General features: G+C 55.7%; 13 protein-coding genes. 5 read left to right on the top strand and 8 right to left on the bottom strand.

Going from position 1 to position 21,780, the window contains the following annotated elements:
• Positions 1–13 precede the first annotated feature (13 nt).
• Positions 14–3,796 (bottom strand): trifunctional transcriptional regulator/proline dehydrogenase/L-glutamate gamma-semialdehyde dehydrogenase, encoded by a 3,783-nt coding sequence (gene putA, locus EH206_RS09240; RefSeq protein ID WP_009112509.1) that lies wholly within the window; start codon positions 3,794–3,796, stop codon positions 14–16.
• Positions 3,797–4,081: 285 nt separating this feature from the next.
• On the opposite strand from putA, the gene EH206_RS09245 reads away from it, so the two are divergent.
• A complete protein-coding gene (locus tag EH206_RS09245; protein WP_009112510.1) occupies positions 4,082–4,372 on the top strand; it encodes a putative hemolysin in 291 nt (96 codons plus the stop codon).
• 33 nt (positions 4,373–4,405) lie between these two features.
• On the opposite strand, the gene EH206_RS09250 is transcribed toward EH206_RS09245, so the two are convergent.
• Positions 4,406–5,398 carry a 2-hydroxyacid dehydrogenase gene (locus EH206_RS09250; RefSeq protein ID WP_009112511.1) on the bottom strand — a complete coding sequence of 331 codons (993 nt, stop codon included), beginning with the start codon at positions 5,396–5,398 and terminating at the stop codon, positions 4,406–4,408.
• 180 nt (positions 5,399–5,578) lie between these two features.
• On the opposite strand from EH206_RS09250, the gene EH206_RS09255 reads away from it, so the two are divergent.
• From EH206_RS09255 to EH206_RS09270, 4 genes are all read left to right on the top strand, one after another.
• On the top strand, positions 5,579–8,167 hold the full coding sequence (locus EH206_RS09255; protein ID WP_009112512.1) for a YdbH family protein: 2,589 nt from the start codon (positions 5,579–5,581) through the stop codon (positions 8,165–8,167).
• Between the two features lie 15 nt (positions 8,168–8,182).
• The gene (locus tag EH206_RS09260) at positions 8,183–8,416 is read left to right on the top strand and encodes a YnbE family lipoprotein (protein ID WP_009112513.1); all 234 of its coding nucleotides are present in this window, start codon (positions 8,183–8,185) and stop codon (positions 8,414–8,416) included.
• 227 nt (positions 8,417–8,643) lie between these two features.
• Positions 8,644–12,531 carry an ATP-dependent RNA helicase HrpA gene (gene hrpA / locus EH206_RS09265; protein ID WP_009112514.1) on the top strand — a complete coding sequence of 1,296 codons (3,888 nt, stop codon included), beginning with the start codon at positions 8,644–8,646 and terminating at the stop codon, positions 12,529–12,531.
• A 166-nt stretch (positions 12,532–12,697) separates the two neighbouring features.
• Positions 12,698–12,988, top strand: coding sequence for an AraC family ligand binding domain-containing protein (locus EH206_RS09270; RefSeq protein WP_009112515.1), 291 nt, complete (start codon positions 12,698–12,700; stop codon positions 12,986–12,988).
• Between the two features lie 75 nt (positions 12,989–13,063).
• Here EH206_RS09270 and EH206_RS09275 read toward each other — a convergent pair whose 3' ends face one another.
• The 6 genes from EH206_RS09275 to EH206_RS09305 all read right to left on the bottom strand — a co-directional run bounded on the left by EH206_RS09275 (position 13,064) and on the right by EH206_RS09305 (position 21,635).
• The gene (locus tag EH206_RS09275) at positions 13,064–13,906 is read right to left on the bottom strand and encodes an EcsC family protein (protein ID WP_009112516.1); all 843 of its coding nucleotides are present in this window, start codon (positions 13,904–13,906) and stop codon (positions 13,064–13,066) included.
• A gap of 57 nt (positions 13,907–13,963) precedes the next feature.
• Complete coding sequence (locus tag EH206_RS09280; protein WP_009112517.1) at positions 13,964–15,730, bottom strand: sensor domain-containing phosphodiesterase; 1,767 nt, start codon at positions 15,728–15,730, stop codon at positions 13,964–13,966.
• Between the two features lie 362 nt (positions 15,731–16,092).
• Positions 16,093–16,941 carry a trypsin-like serine peptidase gene (locus tag EH206_RS09285; RefSeq protein WP_009112518.1) on the bottom strand — a complete coding sequence of 283 codons (849 nt, stop codon included), beginning with the start codon at positions 16,939–16,941 and terminating at the stop codon, positions 16,093–16,095.
• 828 nt (positions 16,942–17,769) lie between these two features.
• Complete coding sequence (gene asr / locus EH206_RS09295) at positions 17,770–18,015, bottom strand: acid resistance repetitive basic protein Asr (RefSeq protein WP_040343107.1); 246 nt, start codon at positions 18,013–18,015, stop codon at positions 17,770–17,772.
• 194 nt (positions 18,016–18,209) lie between these two features.
• On the bottom strand, positions 18,210–20,336 hold the full coding sequence (locus EH206_RS09300) for an alpha-galactosidase (RefSeq protein ID WP_009112520.1): 2,127 nt from the start codon (positions 20,334–20,336) through the stop codon (positions 18,210–18,212).
• 15 nt (positions 20,337–20,351) lie between these two features.
• Entirely contained in the window at positions 20,352–21,635 is a 1,284-nt protein-coding gene (locus tag EH206_RS09305; protein WP_009112521.1) for an MFS transporter, read from the bottom strand.
• Positions 21,636–21,780 lie beyond the last annotated feature (145 nt).

Consider the following 21,780-nt stretch of genomic DNA (forward strand, 5'->3'; position numbering starts at 1 on the left):
CTGAAACCGCGCGTTAATCTATGGTCATCAATTGGGTATTGCCGCCGGCGGCCGCCGTGTTGACGCTCACCGAGCGCTCGATAAGCAGGCGCTCAAGCCGGATATCCGTTTCCCCGCTTTTCAGACCCTGAACTGAAACGATAGGGCCGCCGCGCTCGGCCACTAGTCGGCAGGTTTTTTGCAGCGAGTCTGCGTCGCCATGATGGATTACCGCGTCAAAGGGGCGGGCAAAGACGCCGGACAGAGGCTCGATGTCCACAACCTGTTGCACGGCATCAGGCAGCAAGCCATAGATCTCCAGGTAGTGAGGTTCATCCGGCCACAAGGCTTTGCCGCCGATACTGGTTATCGCGGCGAGCTGCACTAAAATATCCTGCCGGTTAGGCGCTAAACACAAGACCCTTTCTCTGGGGAGTAAGCGGTAGCTATTGGCTTCTCCCGTCGGACCCGGTAAATCGCTGGCGGTGAAACTGGCGCTGTTTTTTATAAACTGCTCGCACAGCGGATAAACGGCGGCCTCATTTTTTTCCAGCCATGATGATAGGGCGTTATGCACGGCCAGTAATGCGGTCTGTCCGACGGTTTTTTCGGGTAGCGATGGGGAAGTGTAATTCAGCCCCTTGCGTTGCGCATCGGTTGGGTATGCCGCCAGCAGGCGATAAAGATACAGCGGTCCGCCGGCTTTGGGGCCGGTACCGGATAATCCTTCGCCGCCAAAAGGCTGCACGCCGACCACGGCTCCGACGATATTGCGATTGATATAGATATTCCCGGCTTTGATATTTTTTGTCACTTCATCAATAGTGCTATCGATACGGGAATGAAGACCAAACGTCAGTCCGTATCCTGAGGCGTTTATTTTTTCCACCAGGGAAGGCAACTGCCGGCTGTGGTATCTCAATACATGCAGAACCGGGCCGAATACCTCTTTTTGCAAATCTTCGATGCGGTTTATTTCAATTAACGTCGGGGCGATAAAATAGCCCTTGGCGGCGGCAACATCATCCGATGCCAGATTGGCCGCCCCCTGATGTACCTGAAATCCCTTATCCGCCATTTCCTTGATATGCGAATTGATGTTATTCATTGCCTCGGCGTCGATAACGGGACCGATATCGGTGGACAACCGTTGCGGATTTCCCATGCGGTATTCGGCCATGGCGCCGCGCAGCGCGCTCAACAGCCGATCGGCGACATCATGTTGAATACAAATTAATCTTAATGCCGAACAGCGTTGGCCGGCGCTATCGAAAGCCGAATTAATGCTGTCGATAATAACCTGTTCCGGCAGGGCGGATGAGTCGACAATCATGGCGTTAATACCGCCGGTTTCGGCGATAAGCGGTATTGGACGGCCGGACGCATCCACTCTTGCGGCGATCTGTCGTTGAATAAAAGAGGCCACCTCGGTCGAGCCGGTGAACATAATCCCTTTTACTTTTTCATCGGCAATAAGCTTTTTGCCGACGGTTTCCCCCCGGCCGGGCAACAGTTGCAGAACATCGACGGGGATACCGGCCTGGTGCAGAATTTTGACGGCGTTATAGCCGTTCAGCGGCGTCTGTTCAGCGGGTTTGGCTATAACGGTATTGCCTGCGGCTAATGCCGCCGCCACCTGTCCGGTAAAAATGGCCAACGGAAAATTCCACGGGCTGATACAAACAACGACCCCGAGCGGCGTATGGGTTTGATTATCAAAACTGTCGCTGACCTGCCCGGCGTAATAATTCAGAAAGTCGATGGCTTCACGGACTTCCGCTATGGCGTTGCCATAGGTTTTTCCCGCTTCCCGGACCAGCACGCCGATCAGTTCGCCCATTCTTTGCTCCATGATTTCGGCGGCCTGTTGCAGGATCTGCGCGCGGCGGGAGGGAGGAACGGCGGCCCAGCTCGCGGCGGATTTTTCAGCCGCCGCCAGCGCGATGGCGATATCGTCGTCGCCGGCATCGTAAACCTGGCCGATAATATCCCGCGACTCCGCCGGGTTGATTATCGGTTTGGGCGTCGAAAGCGGAGAGGCTGCGGCGATAAGCGGAGTAACATGACTCTGCTCCGCCGAGCTTGCGGTTAAGACATGGGATAAATGGTGCAGGCAATCTTCGTCATATAAATTCAAGCCGGCGGAGTTGGGGCGGGAGGCGCCATAAATATCTCGTGGCAGCGGGATCTTGGGATGGGGCAATCCTATTTCATGCTCTGTTTGCGCCAGGTTTGCGACTTCATGCACAGGGCTGGCCACCAAATCATCGAGGGGGATGGTTAAGTCGGCGATTTTATTGACGAAGGAGCTGTTGGAGCCGTTTTCCAGCAGGCGGCGCACCAGATAGGGCAACAGCGTTTTATGTGACCCTACCGGCGCATAAATGCGACAAGGGCGATGCAATTTTTCCTTACCCACCACCTCCTGATAAAGCGGAACCCCCATGCCGTGCAGACACTGAAATTCATACTGCTCAGGCTGAAAATTATCCCCGGCGATATGGTATACGGCGGCGAGGGTTTGGGCGTTGTGAGTGGCGAATTGCGGATAAATCAGTTCCGGTTCGGACAACAGGGAGCCGGCACAGGCCAGATAGGAGATATCCGAATACACTTTACGGGTAAATACCGGATAGGTTTTATGTCCGGCGATCTGGGCGCGTTTGATTTCGCTATCCCAATAAGCGCCTTTGACCAGGCGGACGCGCAACCGCCGTTCGGTGGTTTTCGCCAGGGTTTTCAAAAAATCTATTACGTAGTAACAGCGTTTTTGATATGCCTGCACCACGAAACCAATGCCGTTCCAGGATTGAAGTTCCGGCTCATGACAAAGTTTTGTCAGTAAATCCAGTGAAATATCTAAACGTTCCGCTTCCTCGGCGTCAATGGTAATAGCAACGTTATATTCTTTAGCCAGTATCACTAATGATTTCAATACCGGGTATATTTCATTTAATACCCGGTGATACTGATGGCGCGTATAGCGCGGGTGCAATGCCGACAGCTTAAGCGAAAACTCAGGGCCGGAATATATTCCCTTGCCGTCGGCGCGTTTACCGATCTCATGCAACGCATTCCGGCAGCGTTGAATATAATCCTGCGCGTCGCTTTGGGTTAACGCGGCTTCTCCCAGCATGTCATAGGTGTAGGTAAATCCTTGCTCTGCTATTTTTGCCGAATATTCCAAAGCCTGCGCGATGGTTTCTCCGGTGACGAAATGCTCGCTCATCACGTGCATCACGGTATTCATCGCTTTTCTGATTAGCGCCGGCGACCAGATGCGGATGATTTTTTTCAGGCCGCCCGCGGTTTGTGGTTTATGGCTATAGCTGACAAGCGCGTCGGTGAGCACTAAACCCCACGACGCCGCGTTAACCAATAAAGGCCGGTTATTGCCGATATGCGCCTTCCAGTCGCGGCCGGAAATTTTATCGCTTATCAATAAGTCGCGGGTATCATTATCGGGTATGCGCAATAGCGCCTCGGCCAGGCACATTAATGCAATACCTTCCCTGGAAGAGAGCGAATATTCCTGTAATAGATTTTGCACGATGGCCGCGCGGTTTTTGGCGACTTTTTTCTTTCTTAATGATAAAGCCAAATCGTGCGCCAGTTTATGAATGGCGCGATCTTTTTCCGCTAGCGCGTTAACCTGGTTAAAAAGCGCGGATACGGCGTCCTGTTCTGATAAATCCCACGCCTGAGTAAGCTGCTTTCTTTTACCATCCTGATTTATCAACTCTGCCGCTAGCCCTGAAAAAGGCTGATATGCCCAACCAGCTTGTTCAACGGATGCCTCTTTATCTATACCGGTCATCGTATCAATCTCCTTGTGGTAAATTAATTAATCTATGACTTTATTAATCCTATGAATATATTCCCAATCCGTTTCAAGTACATATTTTTTACCCATTAAGACGATTAAACGCCGGCTTTAGGCTATAAAGAAAATGAATGGATCTTTCATTACTTTTTCCGATGGTCGGGCTTATACCCTAAATTGAATTCCAGGGATAATTTGCTTCATGTGATTTCGGCGTTCGTTATAGAATGACGCCAGAATAAGTTAAGTCACGTCATAAATACGTACTGGAGCCAGAAAATGAAATGGTATCAATGGCTGTTCACTGCCGCTGCGCTGCTGCTGGTCGGTTGCAGCAATGGTGAAAAAAACGCGGCCGCGGAGCGGCAGGGCGCCGCGGCGGATAACGACGGAAATTCCATTGTGCGGCTGAAGAGCAGTACGCCGGCCGAGGTTAACTGCGTGCTGGCGGGGGGCAAGATGGCGACGTCAAGGCAGCTAAACGGCGCCAGCGTGGGAACCTGCCAGTTGGCCAACGGTAAGCGCTGCGACGAACAGGCGCTGCTGAATGGGACTTGTCCCGCCGGCTGACGCCCGTTGCAGCGCCTGTCCGCCGCAGGTCAATCAGGGATTCAACAGATTGGGGCACTCATCGTTCCGGCTTATCTGTTGCAGATTTTGCAACGTGGTCTGGGAAATACTGGTTAACGCCTCTTCCGTCAGAAATGCCTGATGCCCGGTGAACAGCACGTTGTGACACGCGGACAGGCGGCGGAATACGTCGTCCTGAATTACGTCGTTGGATTTGTCGGCAAAGAACAGATCGCGTTCGTTTTCGTAGACGTCCATGCCCAGCGCGCCGATTTTCTGTTGTTTCAGCGCATCAATGGCGGCCTGCGAGTCAATTAATCCCCCGCGGCTGGTATTGATGATCATCACGCCGTTTTTCATCTGCGCGAAGGCCGCCTGATTAAGCAGATGATGGTTTTCCGGCGTCAGCGGGCAGTGCAGCGAAATCACATCCGCACGGGCGTACAGCGTTTTCAGATCGACATATTCGGCGCCCAGTTCAAGCGCCTGCGGGTTAGGGTAGGGATCGAACGCCAGCAGACGCATGCCGAACCCTTTCAGAATGCGCATGGCGGCGATGCCGATTTTGCCGGTGCCGATAATCCCGGCGGTGCGGTTGTGCATATTAAAGCCAATCAGCCCTTCCAGCGAGAAGTTGGCGTCGCGGGTACGCTGATAGGCGCGATGAATGCGACGGTTAAGGCACATCATCATCCCGACGGCGTGCTCGGCAACGGCTTCGGGCGAGTAGGCCGGCACCCGGACGACCTGGATCCCCAGCTCTTTGGCGGCGTCGAGATCGACGTTATTGAAGCCGGCGCAGCGCAGCGCGACGGTTTTTACCCCAAGCTCCGCCAGTTCGGTCAACACTTCGCGGCCTCCGTCGTCGTTGACAAAAATGCACACCGCCTGATAGCCCGCCGCGGTTTTGGCGGTGCGCGTGGTCAGCATAAATTCAAAAAACTCTATCTGATAGCCAAACTGCTGATTGACCTGTTCTAAATACTTACGGTCATATTGCTTGGTACTGTAAACTGCCAGTTTCATAACCTATTTCTCCGCAACATCCTCTGGTTAAACTAGCAGAAAATAGTGAATAGACAAATTGTTGCCCGGCTAACAGTAACCGCCGGGGAATGAAAAAATGTAAATAATTAATCCATAATGGTAGAACGGAGCGCGACCTGCATACGGGCCTGAATGAAATAGGATGCTTAATAGCCGCTGATGATTAAAAAATACTCGCTGACGGGATTAGCGCTGGTGCTACTGCTGTTGGTCGCATCATGGTGGGCGCTGCCGCAATGGTTGCCGCGTTTGCTGAACGCCTGGTTGCCGTCAGGAATTTCGCTGACGCTCAACGCCTCTCCCCAGTGGCATGACGGGGGGCTGCGCAGCGATGGTTTTAGTCTGCAGGCCGGCGACTGCCCGCTGCTTGAGGTGAGCGACATCTCGCTGCGGCGGCAGTCGGGCCGATGGCACGTCGAGGCGGATGCCGTTACGCTGGACAGCGACTGCCTGCCGCCACTGTCTGCGGATGATAACGCGGCGCCGGCGCTGCTTTCACAGTGGCAGCGGCGCTTGCCCGCCGCGCAGGTCGCCATTAAAACGTTCACCCTGCGCCCCTGGCCGGAGTATGCCGGTCGGGTGAGTCTGACGACCGACGGCAATCAGCGGCAAAGGCTGCATTATCAGGGGGAGCGGCTGGCTTTGCAGGCTGAATTGAAGCAGCGGCATCTGACGTTGCGCAACGGCATGCTGGCGACCCCTACGGGTTCTTCCCGCCTGCGGGTCAGCGGGGAGCTGGATCTGGCGGATAGGCTGGCGCTGGCGCCGGTACGCGGCGAATTGAAAGCAAATCTGGAAAGCGGACAGGCGCCGGACCCGCTTGCCGCCTCACTACGCTGGCAGGCGCGGCAGGGGGAGCTGGCGCTGCATGCGGTCGGCGGCGGCGAACCCCTGGCGGCGCTACCGTGGCGGCTGAGCGAAGACGCCATTCAGGTTAATGACGGCGTCTGGCGCTGGCCCTACGCCGCGCAGCCGCTCTCCGGCAGGGTCTCTCTCACCCTGCAAAACTGGCGTCAGGGGCTGGATAAAACCCGGATTGACGCCCGGATAAATATGCTGACCCAAGGGCACAACGGCAAAGCCAACGCGGTGCTGGTGCTGGGACCGGGCAATCTGGGGTTGATTAACAGCGAACTGCGCTTCCGGCTGACCGGTCAGGCCAATCTGGCGGACCTGTCGTTGACGGCGTCATTGCCGGGCGTCATTCAGGGATCGGCGCTGGATCCCGAGTTGTCTATTTTACCGGGGGCGCTGTTGCGGGCCTGGGGCACGCCGGCGCCGCAGCTGCGGCTTGAGGAAGCCCGCTGGCCGCTGGCCGGGCTGCGAGTGAGCGCCGCGGGGGTCAACGGCCGTTTGCAGGCGATAGTCAGGGCGCGGGACGACTATTGGGGAAGCTTTAAGCTACACCTTGACGGCAAGGCGCAGGATTTCTGGCCGGATAAGGGGAACTGGCAGTGGCGCTACTGGGGCAACGGGCAGCTGCCGCCGCTAAAAAGTAAAGGAGACCTGGCCGGGCGCGGCAGCTGGCAGGATACCCTTATCGAGATCAAGCAGCTTTCCAGCGGGCTGGATCAGCTGAACTATGGGCTGGTGAAGGTGCATCAGCCGCGGTTGACCATCACCGAGCCGCTGCGCTGGCAGCGCGCCCGCGCAGAGGCCGATTTTCAGGGGGCGTTGCAGCTCGTTGCCGAACGGGCGGAGTTCAATAACGGCGGCTATCTTCCCCCGTCGCGCTTAACGCTAAAGCTGCGCGGGCGCGACCCCGGCGACTTCCTCTGGCAGGGGGAGCTGCGGGCGCAGGATATTGGTCCGGTGGCGCTGCGCGGACGCTGGGATGGCGAACGGCTGCGCGGCGGCGCCTGGTGGCCGCAACAGCCGCTGCGAGTGTTTCAGCCGCTGCTGTCCGCCAATCTGAAAATGAAGATCCGCAGCGGACAATTTTATGCCCAGTCCGCTTTTTCGGCGGCGCGCGGGGAAGGGTTTCGCGCCGGGGGCCACTGGGTAGTGAAAGAGGGCGGGCTGTGGCTGCAGGATGGCGAAGTCGACGGCGTGAACTTTATTCTTCCCTACCGCCTGCAGGATCAGCAGTGGCAGCTGGGGGTGAAACAGCCGGTCACGCTGCGTATCGACATGCTGGATAATCTGTTCAAGATGACCAATATCCGCGTCGAACTGCAAGGTTTCTACCCCTACAGCGAACAGCGGCCGCTGACCATGACGCAGGCCGCCATGGACGTATTAAGCGGGCACGTCGGGCTTTCCGCCCTGCGCTGGCCGCAGCGGGAAGCGGCATTGTTCAAAGTGGAGAGCGTTGAGCTCAGCGAACTGTTTCCGCTGCTGAAAATAAAGCAGTTGGCGATGTCCGGGCGGGTGAGCGGGGTATTGCCGCTTGATTTCAACCACCCGCGAATGCTGATCCGACAGGGGCGCATCAGCAACGATCGTTTCCTTACGCTACGGCTGGATAAACAGTTCGCCGATGAGCTGGAAAATAAAAATATGGCCAGCGGCGCGGCAATCCGCTGGCTGCGCTACCTGGAGATCGGCCGCTCCCATGCAACGGTTGAGCTGGATAATCAAGGGATGCTGTCGCTTGGGGCGCAGATTCAGGGGAAAAATCCCCAGCTCAGCGCCGAGCGGCAGGTGATACTTAACTACCGCCATCAGGAGAATATTTTCCAGCTGTGGCGCAGTTTACGTTTCGGCGATAATTTGCAGGATACGCTGGAGCAACAGGCGAATGACTAAATTCAGGACGGAATGATGAAAAATCTCTATGCGGTATCGGGAACCTTTGGCGTCCTGCTTTTATTGACCGGCTGTGTGCCGCGGATAGAAGTCGCGGCGCCCAAGGAGCCGATAACCATCAATATGAACGTTAAAATCGATCATGATATTTATATCCGGGCGGATAAAGAGGCGACGCAGTTGCTGGAAAAATCACCCGGCGCGGCGGGGGAAGAGATAAAGAAAAGCGCGCCGAGCAGCGCGCAATAAACAGCCAAGCACAAAAGTAATGCAGGATAACAATGATGTTGATTGCCATCTTATCCGCCTCCTCAATGGCTTGAAAGGGCAATATTTCGAGCACATCTTTCAGTTTTATTGAATAAAGGTTCATCGTCCGTGGTTAGAGCCATCGCCGTCGATGTGCTACCATGCCCGCCGAAAAATAAAGGCGTTCCCACAGCCCGCCATAGCAAAAAGCATTAAGGAATGACAACGTGAAATCACCTCTCAACGCATTATCTTCGCAGTTAAGCGAGTTAATGCTCCGCGATCGACAACGTCTGCAGCGCCGGTTACAGGGGGCGGCGAAAGTGGGCGCGCCGCAGGCGCAGGCCGCCATCGCCCAGGAGATCGAAGGTGAGATCGCCATCGCCCGCCAGAAGGTGGAAAACCGTCGCGCCGGCTGTCCCGCGGTCAGTTACCCTGAGCAACTGCCTGTCAGCCAGAAAAAAGATCGTATTCTGCAGGCGTTGCGCGACCATCAGGTGATCATCGTCGCGGGGGAAACCGGTTCGGGTAAAACCACCCAACTGCCGAAAATATGCCTGGAGCTGGGCCGGGGCGTGCGCGGGCTGATCGGCCACACCCAGCCGCGCCGTCTGGCCGCCAGAACGGTGGCCGAGCGTATTGCAACCGAGCTGGAAACGCCGCTGGGCGGTAGCGTGGGCTACAAGGTTCGTTTTAACGATCGGGTGGGCGACAATACGCTGGTGAAGCTGATGACCGACGGTATTCTGCTGGCGGAAATCCAGCAGGATCGTCTGTTGATGCAGTACGATACCCTGATTATCGATGAAGCGCACGAACGCAGCCTGAATATCGACTTTATTATGGGGTATTTGCGCCAGCTGCTGCCGAAACGCCCGGACCTGAAGGTGATTATTACCTCCGCCACCATCGATCCCGAGCGTTTTTCCCGCCATTTCGCCAACGCGCCGATTATCGAAGTCTCCGGCCGCGCCTATCCGGTCGACGTGCGTTACCGCCCGGTGGTGGAGGACGCGGAGGACAGCGACCGCGATCAACTGCAGGCGATTTTTGACGCCGTGGATGAGCTGAGCCGGGAAGGGCCGGGGGATATCCTGATCTTTATGAGCGGCGAGCGGGAAATTCGCGATACGGCGGATGCGCTGAACAAGCTGACTTTACCCCATACCGAGGTGCTGCCGCTGTATGCCCGGCTGTCGAATCAGGAACAGAACCGGGTATTTCAGTCGCACCACGGCCGCCGCATCGTGCTGGCGACCAACGTGGCTGAAACCTCGCTGACCGTGCCGGGCATCCGCTATGTTATCGATCCCGGCACGGCGCGCATCAGCCGCTACAGTTTCCGCACCAAGGTGCAGCGTCTGCCGATTGAGGCCATTTCTCAGGCCTCCGCCAATCAGCGCAAAGGGCGCTGCGGACGCGTCGCCGCCGGGGTGTGCATCCGGCTCTATTCCGAGCAGGATTTTCTGTCGCGCCCGGAATTTACCGATCCGGAAATCCTGCGCACCAATCTGGCGTCGGTCATTCTGCAAATGACCGCGCTGGGGCTGGGGGATATCGCGGCGTTTCCCTTTGTCGAGGCGCCGGATAAACGCAATATTCAGGATGGCGTGCGCCTGCTGGAGGAGCTTGGGGCGATCCAACTGGCGGAAAACGGCCATTATCAGCTGACGCCGCAGGGGCGCCAACTGGCGCAGCTCCCCATCGACCCCCGCCTGGCGCGCATGGTGCTGGAAGCGCGCAACACCGGCTGTGTGCGCGAAGTAATGGTGATTACCGCGGCGTTGTCCATTCAGGATCCGCGCGAACGCCCGCTGGATAAAAAGCAGGCGTCGGATGAAAAGCACCGCCGCTTTGCGGACAAGGAGTCCGACTTTCTGGCGTTCGTCAATCTGTGGGATTACCTGCGCGAGCAGCAGAAAACGCTGTCGTCCGGTCAGTTCCGCCGTCTGTGCCGCAGCGAATATCTCAACTATCTGCGGGTGCGCGAGTGGCAGGATATCTACACCCAACTGCGGCAGGTGGTGAAGGAGCAGGGGCTGCCGATCAACAGCGCGCCCGCCGACTATCGCAGTATCCACTGCGCCCTGCTGACCGGGCTGCTATCGCATATCGGCCAGAAAGACGTGGATAAGCAGGAGTACAGCGGGGCGCGCAACGCCCGTTTCGCCCTGTTTCCCGGCTCCGGCCTGTTTAAAAAGCCGCCCAAATGGACGATGGTCGCCGAACTGGTGGAAACCAGCCGACTGTGGGGACGCATCGCCGCGCGTATCGATCCCGAATGGATCGAGCCGCTGGCCCAGCACCTGATCAAGCGCAGTTACAGCGATCCGCACTGGGAAAAAGCGCAGGGCGCGGTAATGGCGCAGGAAAAAGTCACCCTGTTCGGCCTGCCGATTGTGGCGGTGCGCAAGGTTAACTACAGCCAGATCGATCCGCCGTTGGCGCGCGAGCTGTTTATTCGCCATGCGCTGGTGGAGGGCGACTGGCAAACGCGTCACGCCTTTTTTCGCGCCAATCTGCAATTGCTGGCGGAAGTTGAGGAACTGGAAAATAAATCCCGCCGCCGCGACATTCTGGTGGACGATGAAACGCTGTTCGCCTTTTACGACCAGCGTTTGCCGCCCGATATCATTTCCGCCCGCCATTTCGACCAGTGGTGGAAATCCGCCGGCCATCAGGATGCCGATCTGCTGAACTTTGAAAAAAGCATGCTGATTAAGGATGGGGCGGACAATATCAGCGCGCTGGATTACCCCAATTTCTGGCATCAGGGCGAGCTGAAGATGCGCCTCTCCTATCAGTTTGAGCCGGGCGCCGATGCGGACGGCGTGACGGTGCATATCCCGCTGCCGATCCTTAATCAGGTACGGGAAGAGGGATTTGAGTGGCAAATCCCCGGCGTGCGCCGCGAACTGGTTATTGCGTTGATTAAATCCCTTCCCAAACCGATGCGGCGTAATTTTGTGCCGGCACCCAATTACGCCGAAGCGTTTCTGGCGCGCGCCACGCCGCTGGAACGAGGCCTGCTGGACGCGTTGGAGCGCGAACTGCGGCTAATGACCGGGGTGACGGTGCCGCGCGACGAGTGGCAGTGGCAACAGGTGCCCGATCATCTAAAAGTGACGTTTCGCGTGGTGGATGAAAAAAACCGCACCCTGCGCGAGGGAAAGGATCTGTCCGCGCTGAAAGAGCAGCTTAAGGACCAGGTGCAGCAAACCCTCTCCGCGGTGGCGGACGACGGCCTGGAGCAGAGCGGTCTGCACCTCTGGAGCTTCGGTTCGCTGCCGGACTGCTACGAGCAGAAGCGCGGCGGCTATTCGGTGAAAGCCTACCCGGCGCTGGTGGACGAAAAAGAGAGCGTGGCGATCCGTTTATTCGATACGCCGCGCCAGCAGCAGCAGGCGATGCGGCACGGGTTGCGGCGTTTGCTGCTGCTGAATATTCCGTCGCCCATCAAGTATCTGCATGAGAAATTGCCCAACAAGGCGAAGCTGGGGCTCTATTTTAATCCGTACGGCAAAGTGCTCGATCTGATTGACGACTGCATCGCCTGCGCGGTGGATAAGCTGATTGCCGAATTCGGCGGGCCGGTGTGGCAGGAAGAGGCGTTCCGCCGCCTGCATGAAAAAGTGCGCGCAGAACTTAACGAGTCGGTGGTGGATATCGCCCAACAGGTCGAACAGATCCTGACCGCGGTGTTTGCCATCAATAAGCGCCTGAAGGGCCGGGTGGATATGTCGATGGCGCTGGCGCTGAGCGATATCAAAAGCCAGCTCAATGGCCTGGTGTTCCGCGGCTTCGTCACCGCCAACGGCTGGCGGCGGCTGCCGGACGTGCTGCGCTATTTGCAGGCCATTGAGCGGCGGCTGGAAAAACTGGCGCAGGATGCGCACCGCGACCGGGCGCAGATGCTCAAGGTGGAGCAGGTGCAGCAGGCGTGGCGACAGTGGTGCAACAAGCTGCCGGCGGAGCGCCGCGACGACGATGACGTGCAAGCGGTGCGCTGGATGATCGAAGAACTGCGGGTGAGCTATTTCGCCCAGCAGTTGGGCACCCCGTTCGCTGTATCGGACAAGCGCGTATTGCAGGCGATGGATCAGATTGACGCATAATCCTATATTTAGGGTTACGCGTTGCGGGTTAGGTTCTATGGCGATATGCCCGTCGAGCCATTATGGGCGGGCCATGCGGTAATGGTGCAACGTGGGTAAATCAGTTATGGGCGAAATAAAAGCGCCAGGTCAAAATTGGATCCATCGTCCCGTTCAAATAGCTGGCATGGAAAGGATTGAAGCATTTTTTCACGGCAATGCCTATGAGATGCATCGTCATGACACTTATGCCATTGGTATCACCCTGTCCGGCGTACTGCAAGGTACGCTGCGCATAGATCTGCGTGAGGGGCCGGTTTATGTCTCCGCCGGGGAAATGTATGTGGTTCCACGGGGCGTTGAGCATAAACCCTATGCCGAGCAGGAAGTTAGCATGATTCTGGTTGAGCCGAAAGGTATTCTGAATACCGGCAACGCGGATTCGGAACGCACGGCGGAAAATGATCTGTGGGTATAATGACCGGTCGGAAAAGAACGTTTACCGACCGGGAATACATCGGGAAAGACTGGCATTTTCAGTCAAGGGTAATCATCAGAGCGGCCGAACCTCCTCCTTTAACCGGATATAGGCCGACTTGATTTCATCTTCGCCATATTTTTGCTCCAGGCGTTTGATGATGAAATGTCCCCGCGCCATATTTTGATAATGGTTGATAAACAGGGTATTGATGGCCGCGCCGCTTGCCGCCCCGATAACCGGGACGATTTGCGCGGCCATTTTTTCAGTGATGGTAATGCCCAGCCGCGCGGCGACGGCGTCGATCACTCTGGCCAGCGTTCTTCCCGCCTGGGAGGTGGTGATCCTCGCCGACGCTTTTTCCGCGCCTTTTTTACCGGCGATATCAATAAGCTCGCGCGCTGCGTGTTTGGTAATATCCGCCAGCACCGCGCGGGAGGCATAATAGGCGGACTCGGCGGCGTCATCGCTTTTGGCGCGGCCGCCGAGCGCGAAAACTTCCACGCAGGCGGTTTTTACCGCCAGGTCCGCCAGCGAAAATCCTTCGCTGCGGGCGATATCGGCCACCGAACGCATCATGATCGTGGTGCTGATGGGCAGCTCGACAAGTAAGCCGGCCGCGCCAAAAAAGCCGCTGACGGCGCCGGACGCGGCGGCGGCCAGCCGATGCGTTTTGGGCGACGACGCTCGTTGCGGATCGTCGTCCAAAGTATAGAGCGCGGCGTCGACGGATTTATGCAGGGCGGCATGAACCACGTCCTGTACCTTGTTTTTTACCCAGTTGGGCAGTTTGGAGATGCTCCACTCAATGGGGCCGCCAACCAGATTCGCCAGCTGTATGGCAAAGGAGGGGGCTTCCAGCAAAGTTATGGCCTGTCTGATATCGTTTATATCTTGCCGGTCATCAAAAATGGTCATAAAAATCTCGCGATATGATTAAAACCAGATAGCGGCAACCCCGGAGAGAGTCTGCTATCAGACCTGGCGGCTATTCAGCCACCTAATAAAATCTTTTGGCGGGAGCGGGCGCGAGAAATAATAGCCCTGAACCTCATCGCAACCAAACTCGGCGAGGTAGTCCAGCGTTTCTTTATTTTCAACGCCCTCGGCCAGAACATCATAATTAAGCTTATGCAGCATGCTGATGATTGACTCAACGATAGTCCGGCTATCCTGATCGGTTTTAATATCCTGGATCAGCGACTTATCCAATTTTATCATGGTCGCCGGAATATTTTTCAGGTAGCTCAAATTGCTGTAGCCGGCGCCAAAGTCATCCAGAGATATCCTGAAGCCCCGCTGTTTCAGCTCCCGAATGGTGGCGAGCGTCTCGGAGCTTTCCACTATTTTTTGCGTTTCCACACATTCAATTTCAATATCCGCCGTGGTCAGCTGGTGGTTATTGAGGATATTAATTAGCCGCGAAATAAATTTGTCTTCCGCGAAATTACTGGCGGCGACATTAATTGATATGGGAAATAATACGCCTGCCTGACGCCAGGTTTTTATCTGCCGGGCGACCTGTTTTATCACCCACTCTGTCAGCGGGCGCATTAGCGTCGTCCCCTCGGCCAGGGGAATAAAACTGTCGGGGTATATTTCACCCAAATCGGGGTGATGCCAGCGGATCAGCGCTTCAACCCCGATGACTTTGCCGGTCTTGATGTTCAGTTTCGGCTGATAAACCAGATACAGGCCGGGCTTGTTATGCTGCAAAATGTCGGACAGTTCGTTGAGCACGGCAAACGCGGTTTGCTGAGCCTTATCGCTGCCTTCGTGGTAGGCGCACTGGCGGATGTTGTTATCGATAGCGTCATGCAGCGCGCTCATGGCCTCGCGCAGGATACGCTGCGGGTCGATGACCGGGATGCGGAATTCGGTGTAGCCGACGAACAACTCCAGCTTCAAGGGTACGTGACTGGTAATACTGTCCTGGATGCGGTCGGCGCAGGTGGCGAGTTTGGCCAGCACCTGCTCTTTTCTGTCGGCTTTTACCAACAGGGCGAAACGGCCGATGGCGGCGCAGTAAACATTTTCGCGCGAGTGGAATGTCAGGCGCAGAAACATGCCGATATCTTTCAGCATTCTTTCGACCGTCGGCATACCGAGCGCGCGGCCCATTTCGTATGCGTAGGAAATATTAATGCTGTCGATCAGTATCAGCAGGTAGTTTTCATGGATATCGGTTATGTGATTAATATCCTCTATCAACCGCTGGCGGTTCGGCAGCATGGTGACCGCATCAACCAGGCCGATTGCATTACGGTATTTAATCAGCGACACGGCGATGGTGGCTAAATCTTTCAGCGTCTGCAACTGGAGCATGCTGAAAGTGCGGGGCATATAATCAATAACGCACAGGGTGCCGATGGCGTAACCTTCTTCGGTAAAAAGCGGTATGCCGGCATAAAAGCGAATATAGGGCGGCCCTGAGACGTAGGGACTATTTTTAAACCTGTCATCCTGCAAAGCATCCTGACAGATAAGAAAACAGCCGGTCTGCACGGCGAATTGATCAAAGGATCCGATTTTTTCCATTTCGTTCAAGGCGAAATTGGTTTTTGCCTTGACGTGTTGCTTCTGTGAGCCGCTGAGCGTCACTAATGACGTCGGCATTTGCAGTAACTTGCAGGCCATCGCCGTGATCTTGTTTAGAGTGTTATCCTGATAACTATCAAGATCCTGTACTGCATCCAGAGTTTGCATGCGTTTTTTTTCATCATGATTTAAATGTCTTAACATGCTGGCTCCTCCTTCCCCGCGCAATAATAACGATATAAAGAATAAAATAAAATTCGCATCAACACATTAACATGGGGCGATAAAAAGAGGATAGTCTATTCTGAGGATTATAACCGTTTAATGTATATAGTAATTAATCAGCAATGAACGTCACTGGATATGGTTGGTATGGCAAAAATGCAAGTCAAGTTTTTCGTTCGCGGCCTTGAGTAATTATCTTTAGAATTTGTAAATTATGTGAAAACAATGATAAATCAACGCGCAATAATAGGTTTTAATTCACTGAGCGTAATAAAGCATTGCGCCATATTTTAATCAATCGGATGATTAATTCGCGGCGCGGTATTTATAATGGCGCCCGGTTATTTGACGACTCCGGGGCGCGATGGCAGCACGCCCGATTTTTGGGCCAGCGTTTCCAACGCCTGGCGGATTGCCGTAACGGCGACGGCGCGATTATCCGCCTTATCGCGGTCGCCGGCGGCGGGCGCCGAGCTTTGAATGCCCATCAATACCCATCCGGAGGCCGTGTGCAATACTAGCGGCGAACCGCTATCGCCCGGCAAGGTATCGCAGCGGTGCGATACCACCGCAGATTGAATCCAGCCGGTAATAAGGCAGTCCTGGTGACGATACAGCGTATTCTGATGATCTTCCGGATAGCCTGCCTGGGTAACGCGGTGTTTATTTTGCGCCAATGCTTGTACTAACGCCTGACGACTCCCTTGCCACATGGGGAGCGGCGTAATGTCCGGGGGCGTTTGCGCCAGCCGGATGAGCGCGTAATCCCACGGCGCCGCGGCGGGGGTAACCACCCAGCCTTGGCCATCCGCTTCCAGCAGGTCACTCAGTTTTTTATTCACCAGGGCTTCAAGATCCGTGGTTTCATAGCGCCAGCCGCTATCGGTCGCCAGGAAACGCAGCGTGACCGGGCGGTCCGGCTCGCCGTCGGGCGGGGTTAGCACGCAATGCCCGGCGGTAAGCGCCAGATGCGGCGAAATAAGCGTAGCGGTGCACAGATTTCCACTGGCGGTTTCAAGCTGGCCGATGGCCTGCCACGGCCACTGGGTGACGTCGGGCACGCTATCCCGATCGTCATGGTTGAAAAATAAGATCTGCTGCCGTTGCGCTGCGCTGACATCGCCGCTTTCGGCCCAGTTGAAAAGGGGGACGAGAGATAATGAACATAGCAACCAGGCTGATATGCGCATGTAAAATTGTGCCTTAGAGTAAAAGTCAGTAATCAAACAAACCGTGAAATAACTATAGATGTATTTGGCGGGGAAACGATTTTTTTGATTGATTAACCTGATGATCTATAGAAAGAAGAGCAGGGCGACGACCCCGCAGAGCAGCACCAGCGAGAACGTGATTTCAAAATCGTAACGTCGCGGCATAGTCCGATCCCATAAAATAAACACCCGGATGCGCGGGTGTTTGAGTTTGCAGGCCACCTGTTAGCGCCCCCTGACAAGTGGAGGCCGGGAGGGAGTTTGGCTCCTCCCCCTGACCTGTCTCTTATACACAAATCCAAGGAACCTCTAGAGGCCATGTGTATTCTGGTCTTGGGTTCATTCTTGGTTCTTTGTTTTTTGCTTTTCGTCGGCGTAAGAAATCACGCTGAGGTGGACGCCCCCGCGAATGCGCCGCAGGGAAGCGGCGCAAGCCAGTGCCGCGTCGGACAAAAACGCCGGGAGCGTTTTTGAACAGCGCTTGCGCTGGCCCGGTAGGGCGAGTCTCAGGGATGAGACGAGTATTCCGTCACTGGCGGTTCGGGAAAGGGGGCGACCGCCGAAGGCATCGCGTCAGCGACGTGATTTCAGCCACAGCCCGGGTCCGGAGGGTGGTGGCGCTTGAACCACCCTGCGTCGGGCGCGTGCTGCGACATAGCAGAGAAATGACGGCCTTCTAGCGCACGAAATAGCGCTGAACTCACATATACCGTTAACAGTATATATGTGACTAAGAGACAGCCCTGACAGGGGAGGACGACGGAGATGGTTTTCACCGCCATAGCCCGGCGCTGGGCGATGCTACCTTTATCTGGCGGCCGGCGTGGTGGCGGTCGGTTGCGCCGCTTTGTCTTTCTTAACGTGCTTTTTTGCCGCCTGCGCTTTTTGCTCCGCGGTATTGGCTTTTTTCACCTGCTTTTTATGGTGAAGGGTTTTGGCCGGGGCGGAAGTTGTCGCCGCCGGGGCCGGCGCGCTGCTGACGGTGTCGGCGGCAAAGGTGACGAAAGAGAGACCCAGAGTCGCACCCGCGATCATCACTAATACTTTATTCATCATCATTCCCTCATAGCTTGTTCAGGTTTCGTGACCCTGCGTCGGGCCGGTGAAAAGAGCATAGAGAAAAAGGGGGCGCCCTTCCGTAAGTGATTGGTTTCGGCGTGTAACCGAATGTACAACGGGAGTTTTATCTCACCCAAACGGCGCAATTTATCGCGCCGGATTGAGAGTGATGTCGTCCCCTGCGCCCGTCAGCTTAGCGCGGTAAGCCGCAGCAGCAGGGCCGACTCGGGATCGAGGATCGGCAGGGCAATGCCGGCCTTCTCCAGCCAGTCGCCGCTCAGCGTCATCGGCTGTTTAAGCCACGCCGGGTACTGCTTCATGGTGTGATTCCTCTCTTTGCGCAGGCTGTCGGGCATGTCCAGCACCTCAAGCTTGTACTGCGTCTGCGGTTGCAGGCCGGGGATTTGCACGCTGCCGCACAGGGCGTATTCCGGCAAGGCCAGTTGGCTGAGCACCACCACCGCCTGCCGTTGGTCCTGGGAGATAACCGCATTGATCAGCGTGGCCTTGTCGGGATGGTCGAGGCGTAACAGCGTGCCGCTATGCAACAGGGGGCGCAGTTGCTTATACAGGGCGATATAGCGGGCGAACGCCTGCTGCGCCGACTGGGGTTCGGTAACCGGGTCCAGTTCAACCCCCATATGGCCGAACAGCGCGGTAAGCCCGCGGAAATTGATGCTGTGCGTGCGGGAGGTGGTATGGCAGGGATTACCGCCAATGTGCGCGCCCATGACCTCCGGTGGGAAAAAGTAACTCATTCCCCGCTGGATCTGCAGGCGGTCGAGCGCATCATTACTGTCCGACGGCCAGAAACGATGACAGCGTTGCAGAATTTCATAATCAATCCGTCCGCCTCCCGACGCGCAGGATTCAAATTCCACCGCCGGAAAGCGCGCGTTGATCTGGTCGAATAGGCGATATAACCGCTCGGTTTGCCGCGTCTGCGCAGGATGCCCGCGGTGACCGGGCTGTACCATCTCGCGGTTGAAGTCCCATTTTACGTAGTCGATGTTATGTTCCCCCAGCAGCCAGTTCAGACGCTCCAGCAGATAGTCATAGACCGCCGGGTTCGACAGGTCGAGCAGCAGCTGATTCCGTCCCGCCAGCAGCGGGTAGCCGTCCAGTTTCAGCACCCAGTCCGGGTGATTGCGGTATAGATCGGAGTCCGGATTGACCATTTCCGGTTCGACCCAGATGCCGAACTCCATCCCCTGATCTCTAACCGCGTCAATCACCGGCTGCAGCCCCTGAGGGTATTTATCGGCGTCGATATACCAGTCCCCCAGCGAACTGAGATCGTTGTTGCGCCCTTTAAACCAGCCGTCATCGATAATAAAACGTTCGATGCCGATTTTAGCCGCGTTTTCCACCATGCGGATGAGGTAGTCGGGATCGTGGTTAAAGTAGATCCCCTCCCAGGTATTGAGATGAACGGGGCGCGGCTTGCTCGCCAGCGTCGGAATAATGTGCCGGCGCACGTAGCGGTGGAAGTTGTCGCTCATGCCGTTCAGACCGTGGGCGGAATAGCTGGCGTACACCCAGGGCGTGGTCACGCTTTGATCGGCGTCCAGCGTGATTTCACCGGAAAAATAGAGCGCTTCGGCCTGCAGCTGGCGGCGGCCGTCGCTTTTACAATCGGCGCGCAGGCGATGATTGCCGCTCCATGCCAGATGCACTCCCCAGACTTCTCCCTGCTGTTCGCTGAACCCCACTTTGCCGGCAATCAGCGCGGGGAAATACTCATGGGAGGTTCTGCCGCGCCGGTTTTCCTGAATATAGCCGCCGTGCTCCAGCTTGAGCGAGTGGCGCTGGAACTCTTTGATCCAGCGGCCGTTGAACGCCATGATTTCATTGGCGCGCTCGGGCAACGGGAGCGTCGCCGCCAGCCGATCGACCCGATAGAGGCCGCCGCGGAGATTGGTCAGCGTATTGCGGGTTTGCAATACGCCGCTGTCCGGGCAAAGCCGTAGCTCGCTGACCAGCCGCAGACCGGCGGCGGCATCCTCGCCGACAATCGTCAGCGCGTTGTCGTCAAGCTGGTGGCTGCGGGTGGTAAATACCGGCGACCAGTCCCGACCGTTACGGTTCCCTTCCATGCCCGGCACGCTGAATAATCCGCGGCCGTTTTCAGGGCAAAGGGTCAATGGCGCGTCGTTATCCAGACGGCTGTTGGCGATCGGGCGGTTTAACGCCGCAGTCGCCTCCGGCTGATAGGCATGCAGGTGCCGGCCCCAATAAATGATTTCCGCATAGGGATAGCAACGTAAAACAATATCCGAGTGACGGCTGACTAACCTGACAAAGGTATTATTCATAACGACTCCAAAAAACTAGGCGATTTGCTTATCGCTTTTGAAATAAGAACGAATACTTTCGACAACGCCGCGGCCGGAAAGGGTGAAGGCTGAAATAATGGTGAACGTCAGAACGATGCCGCCCAGCACCAGATAGGTATTTTGAAAACCCATGCTGTCGTACATGCGACCGGCGAAGACGGACATAAAAATCATCGACAGCTGTTTACTGAAACAGAAACCAATCAGATACACAGTGGCGGAAAAGCGCACTTCAAATACCTGGGTAATATATTTAAACGAGCCGACCAACAGGAACGGCACTTCAAACATATGCAATATTTTCAGGAACACCACTTCCACCGCCGTGGTGGCAAACGCGGAACCGAGAATACGCACCGACATAATGGCGCCGGCAAGCAGTAACGCATTTTTACTGCCGATACGGGAAATAATCACCGGGGCGAAAAACATCACCGTGGCGTTGAGTAATTCACCGCCGGTGGTGACAAAGCCAAATATCTCCGTTCCCTGTTGTTTAGTGGCGAAGAAGGTGGTGAAAAAATTGGCGAATTGCTGGTCGAACACATCGTAAATACAAGCCACGCCGACGATATACAGAATAAAGAACCATAAGGCCGGTTTCTTTAGCAATTCAATGGCGCTTTTCAGATTGAACGGCGGCTTGTTGGCGCCCAGTTTATCGACGACATAAGCGGTGGACTCCTGGTCCGGGCGGGCGAAAAACAGCAAAACGGCCAGCACCAGCGCGCAGCCGGAGGCCATCCAGAATATTAATTCATTATTGACGCTATACAGCATGCCCACCACGGTGGCGCATAACGCCCAGCCAATGCAGCCAAACATGCGGGTACGCCCGTATTCGAAATTACTGTGGCGGCTGACCTTTTCAATATAGGCTTCAATCGCATGAGAACCGCCGGTAAAGACAAAGCCCAGATAGCAGCCGCCGATCAAGGCGCCGATAAAAATATTGTATTTTAACAGCGGGCTGAAAATATAAATAAAGAAGGGGGCAAACAGCACCAATAGTGCGACGATAATCCACATCAGATTCTTTTTTAAGCCGAGTTTGTCGGATAGCGGCCCCATGATCGGCTGGAAAGCCAGGGCAAACAGCGAAATACTGCCGAAGACGATGCCGGTATCGGTTTTGCTTAAATTATTAACATCATGCAGCCAGATGGGAAAGAACGGGTAATAGGAAGCCATGATAAAAAAATAGAAGAAGAAAAAGAGCCCGAACAACCAGAAATTACGGTTTCCCCAATAGGATTTTTCTTCGCTTGCGTCGCTCATAAACACCTCTACCGTAGCTGATGGCGCCATGGTCCGGGGCGGACTTTTCGCCGTATGGAAACGCTTTCATTCAACATACATCCGAAACGTTTCGGATTAAAATCTAAACGTTTCGGATCTGTGATGAAGTTAAAAAATCAGGCGG

The organism is Brenneria nigrifluens DSM 30175 = ATCC 13028 (assembly GCF_005484965.1).
Classification (GTDB): domain Bacteria; phylum Pseudomonadota; class Gammaproteobacteria; order Enterobacterales; family Enterobacteriaceae; genus Brenneria; species Brenneria nigrifluens.

Bases quoted from the DNA above. Each gene is read 5' to 3' on its own strand.
- putA (WP_009112509.1), bottom strand. From the start codon at position 3,796: ATGACCGGTATAGATAAAGAGGCATCCGTTGAACAAGCTGGTTGGGCA.
- EH206_RS09245 (WP_009112510.1), top strand. From the start codon at position 4,082: ATGAAATGGTATCAATGGCTGTTCACTGCCGCTGCGCTGCTGCTGGTC.
- EH206_RS09250 (WP_009112511.1), bottom strand. From the start codon at position 5,398: ATGAAACTGGCAGTTTACAGTACCAAGCAATATGACCGTAAGTATTTA.
- EH206_RS09255 (WP_009112512.1), top strand. From the start codon at position 5,579: ATGATTAAAAAATACTCGCTGACGGGATTAGCGCTGGTGCTACTGCTG.
- EH206_RS09260 (WP_009112513.1), top strand. From the start codon at position 8,183: ATGAAAAATCTCTATGCGGTATCGGGAACCTTTGGCGTCCTGCTTTTA.
- EH206_RS09270 (WP_009112515.1), top strand. From the start codon at position 12,698: ATGGAAAGGATTGAAGCATTTTTTCACGGCAATGCCTATGAGATGCAT.
- EH206_RS09275 (WP_009112516.1), bottom strand. From the start codon at position 13,906: ATGACCATTTTTGATGACCGGCAAGATATAAACGATATCAGACAGGCC.
- EH206_RS09280 (WP_009112517.1), bottom strand. From the start codon at position 15,730: ATGTTAAGACATTTAAATCATGATGAAAAAAAACGCATGCAAACTCTG.
- EH206_RS09285 (WP_009112518.1), bottom strand. From the start codon at position 16,941: ATGCGCATATCAGCCTGGTTGCTATGTTCATTATCTCTCGTCCCCCTT.
- asr (WP_040343107.1), bottom strand. From the start codon at position 18,015: ATGAATAAAGTATTAGTGATGATCGCGGGTGCGACTCTGGGTCTCTCT.
- EH206_RS09300 (WP_009112520.1), bottom strand. From the start codon at position 20,336: ATGAATAATACCTTTGTCAGGTTAGTCAGCCGTCACTCGGATATTGTT.
- EH206_RS09305 (WP_009112521.1), bottom strand. From the start codon at position 21,635: ATGAGCGACGCAAGCGAAGAAAAATCCTATTGGGGAAACCGTAATTTC.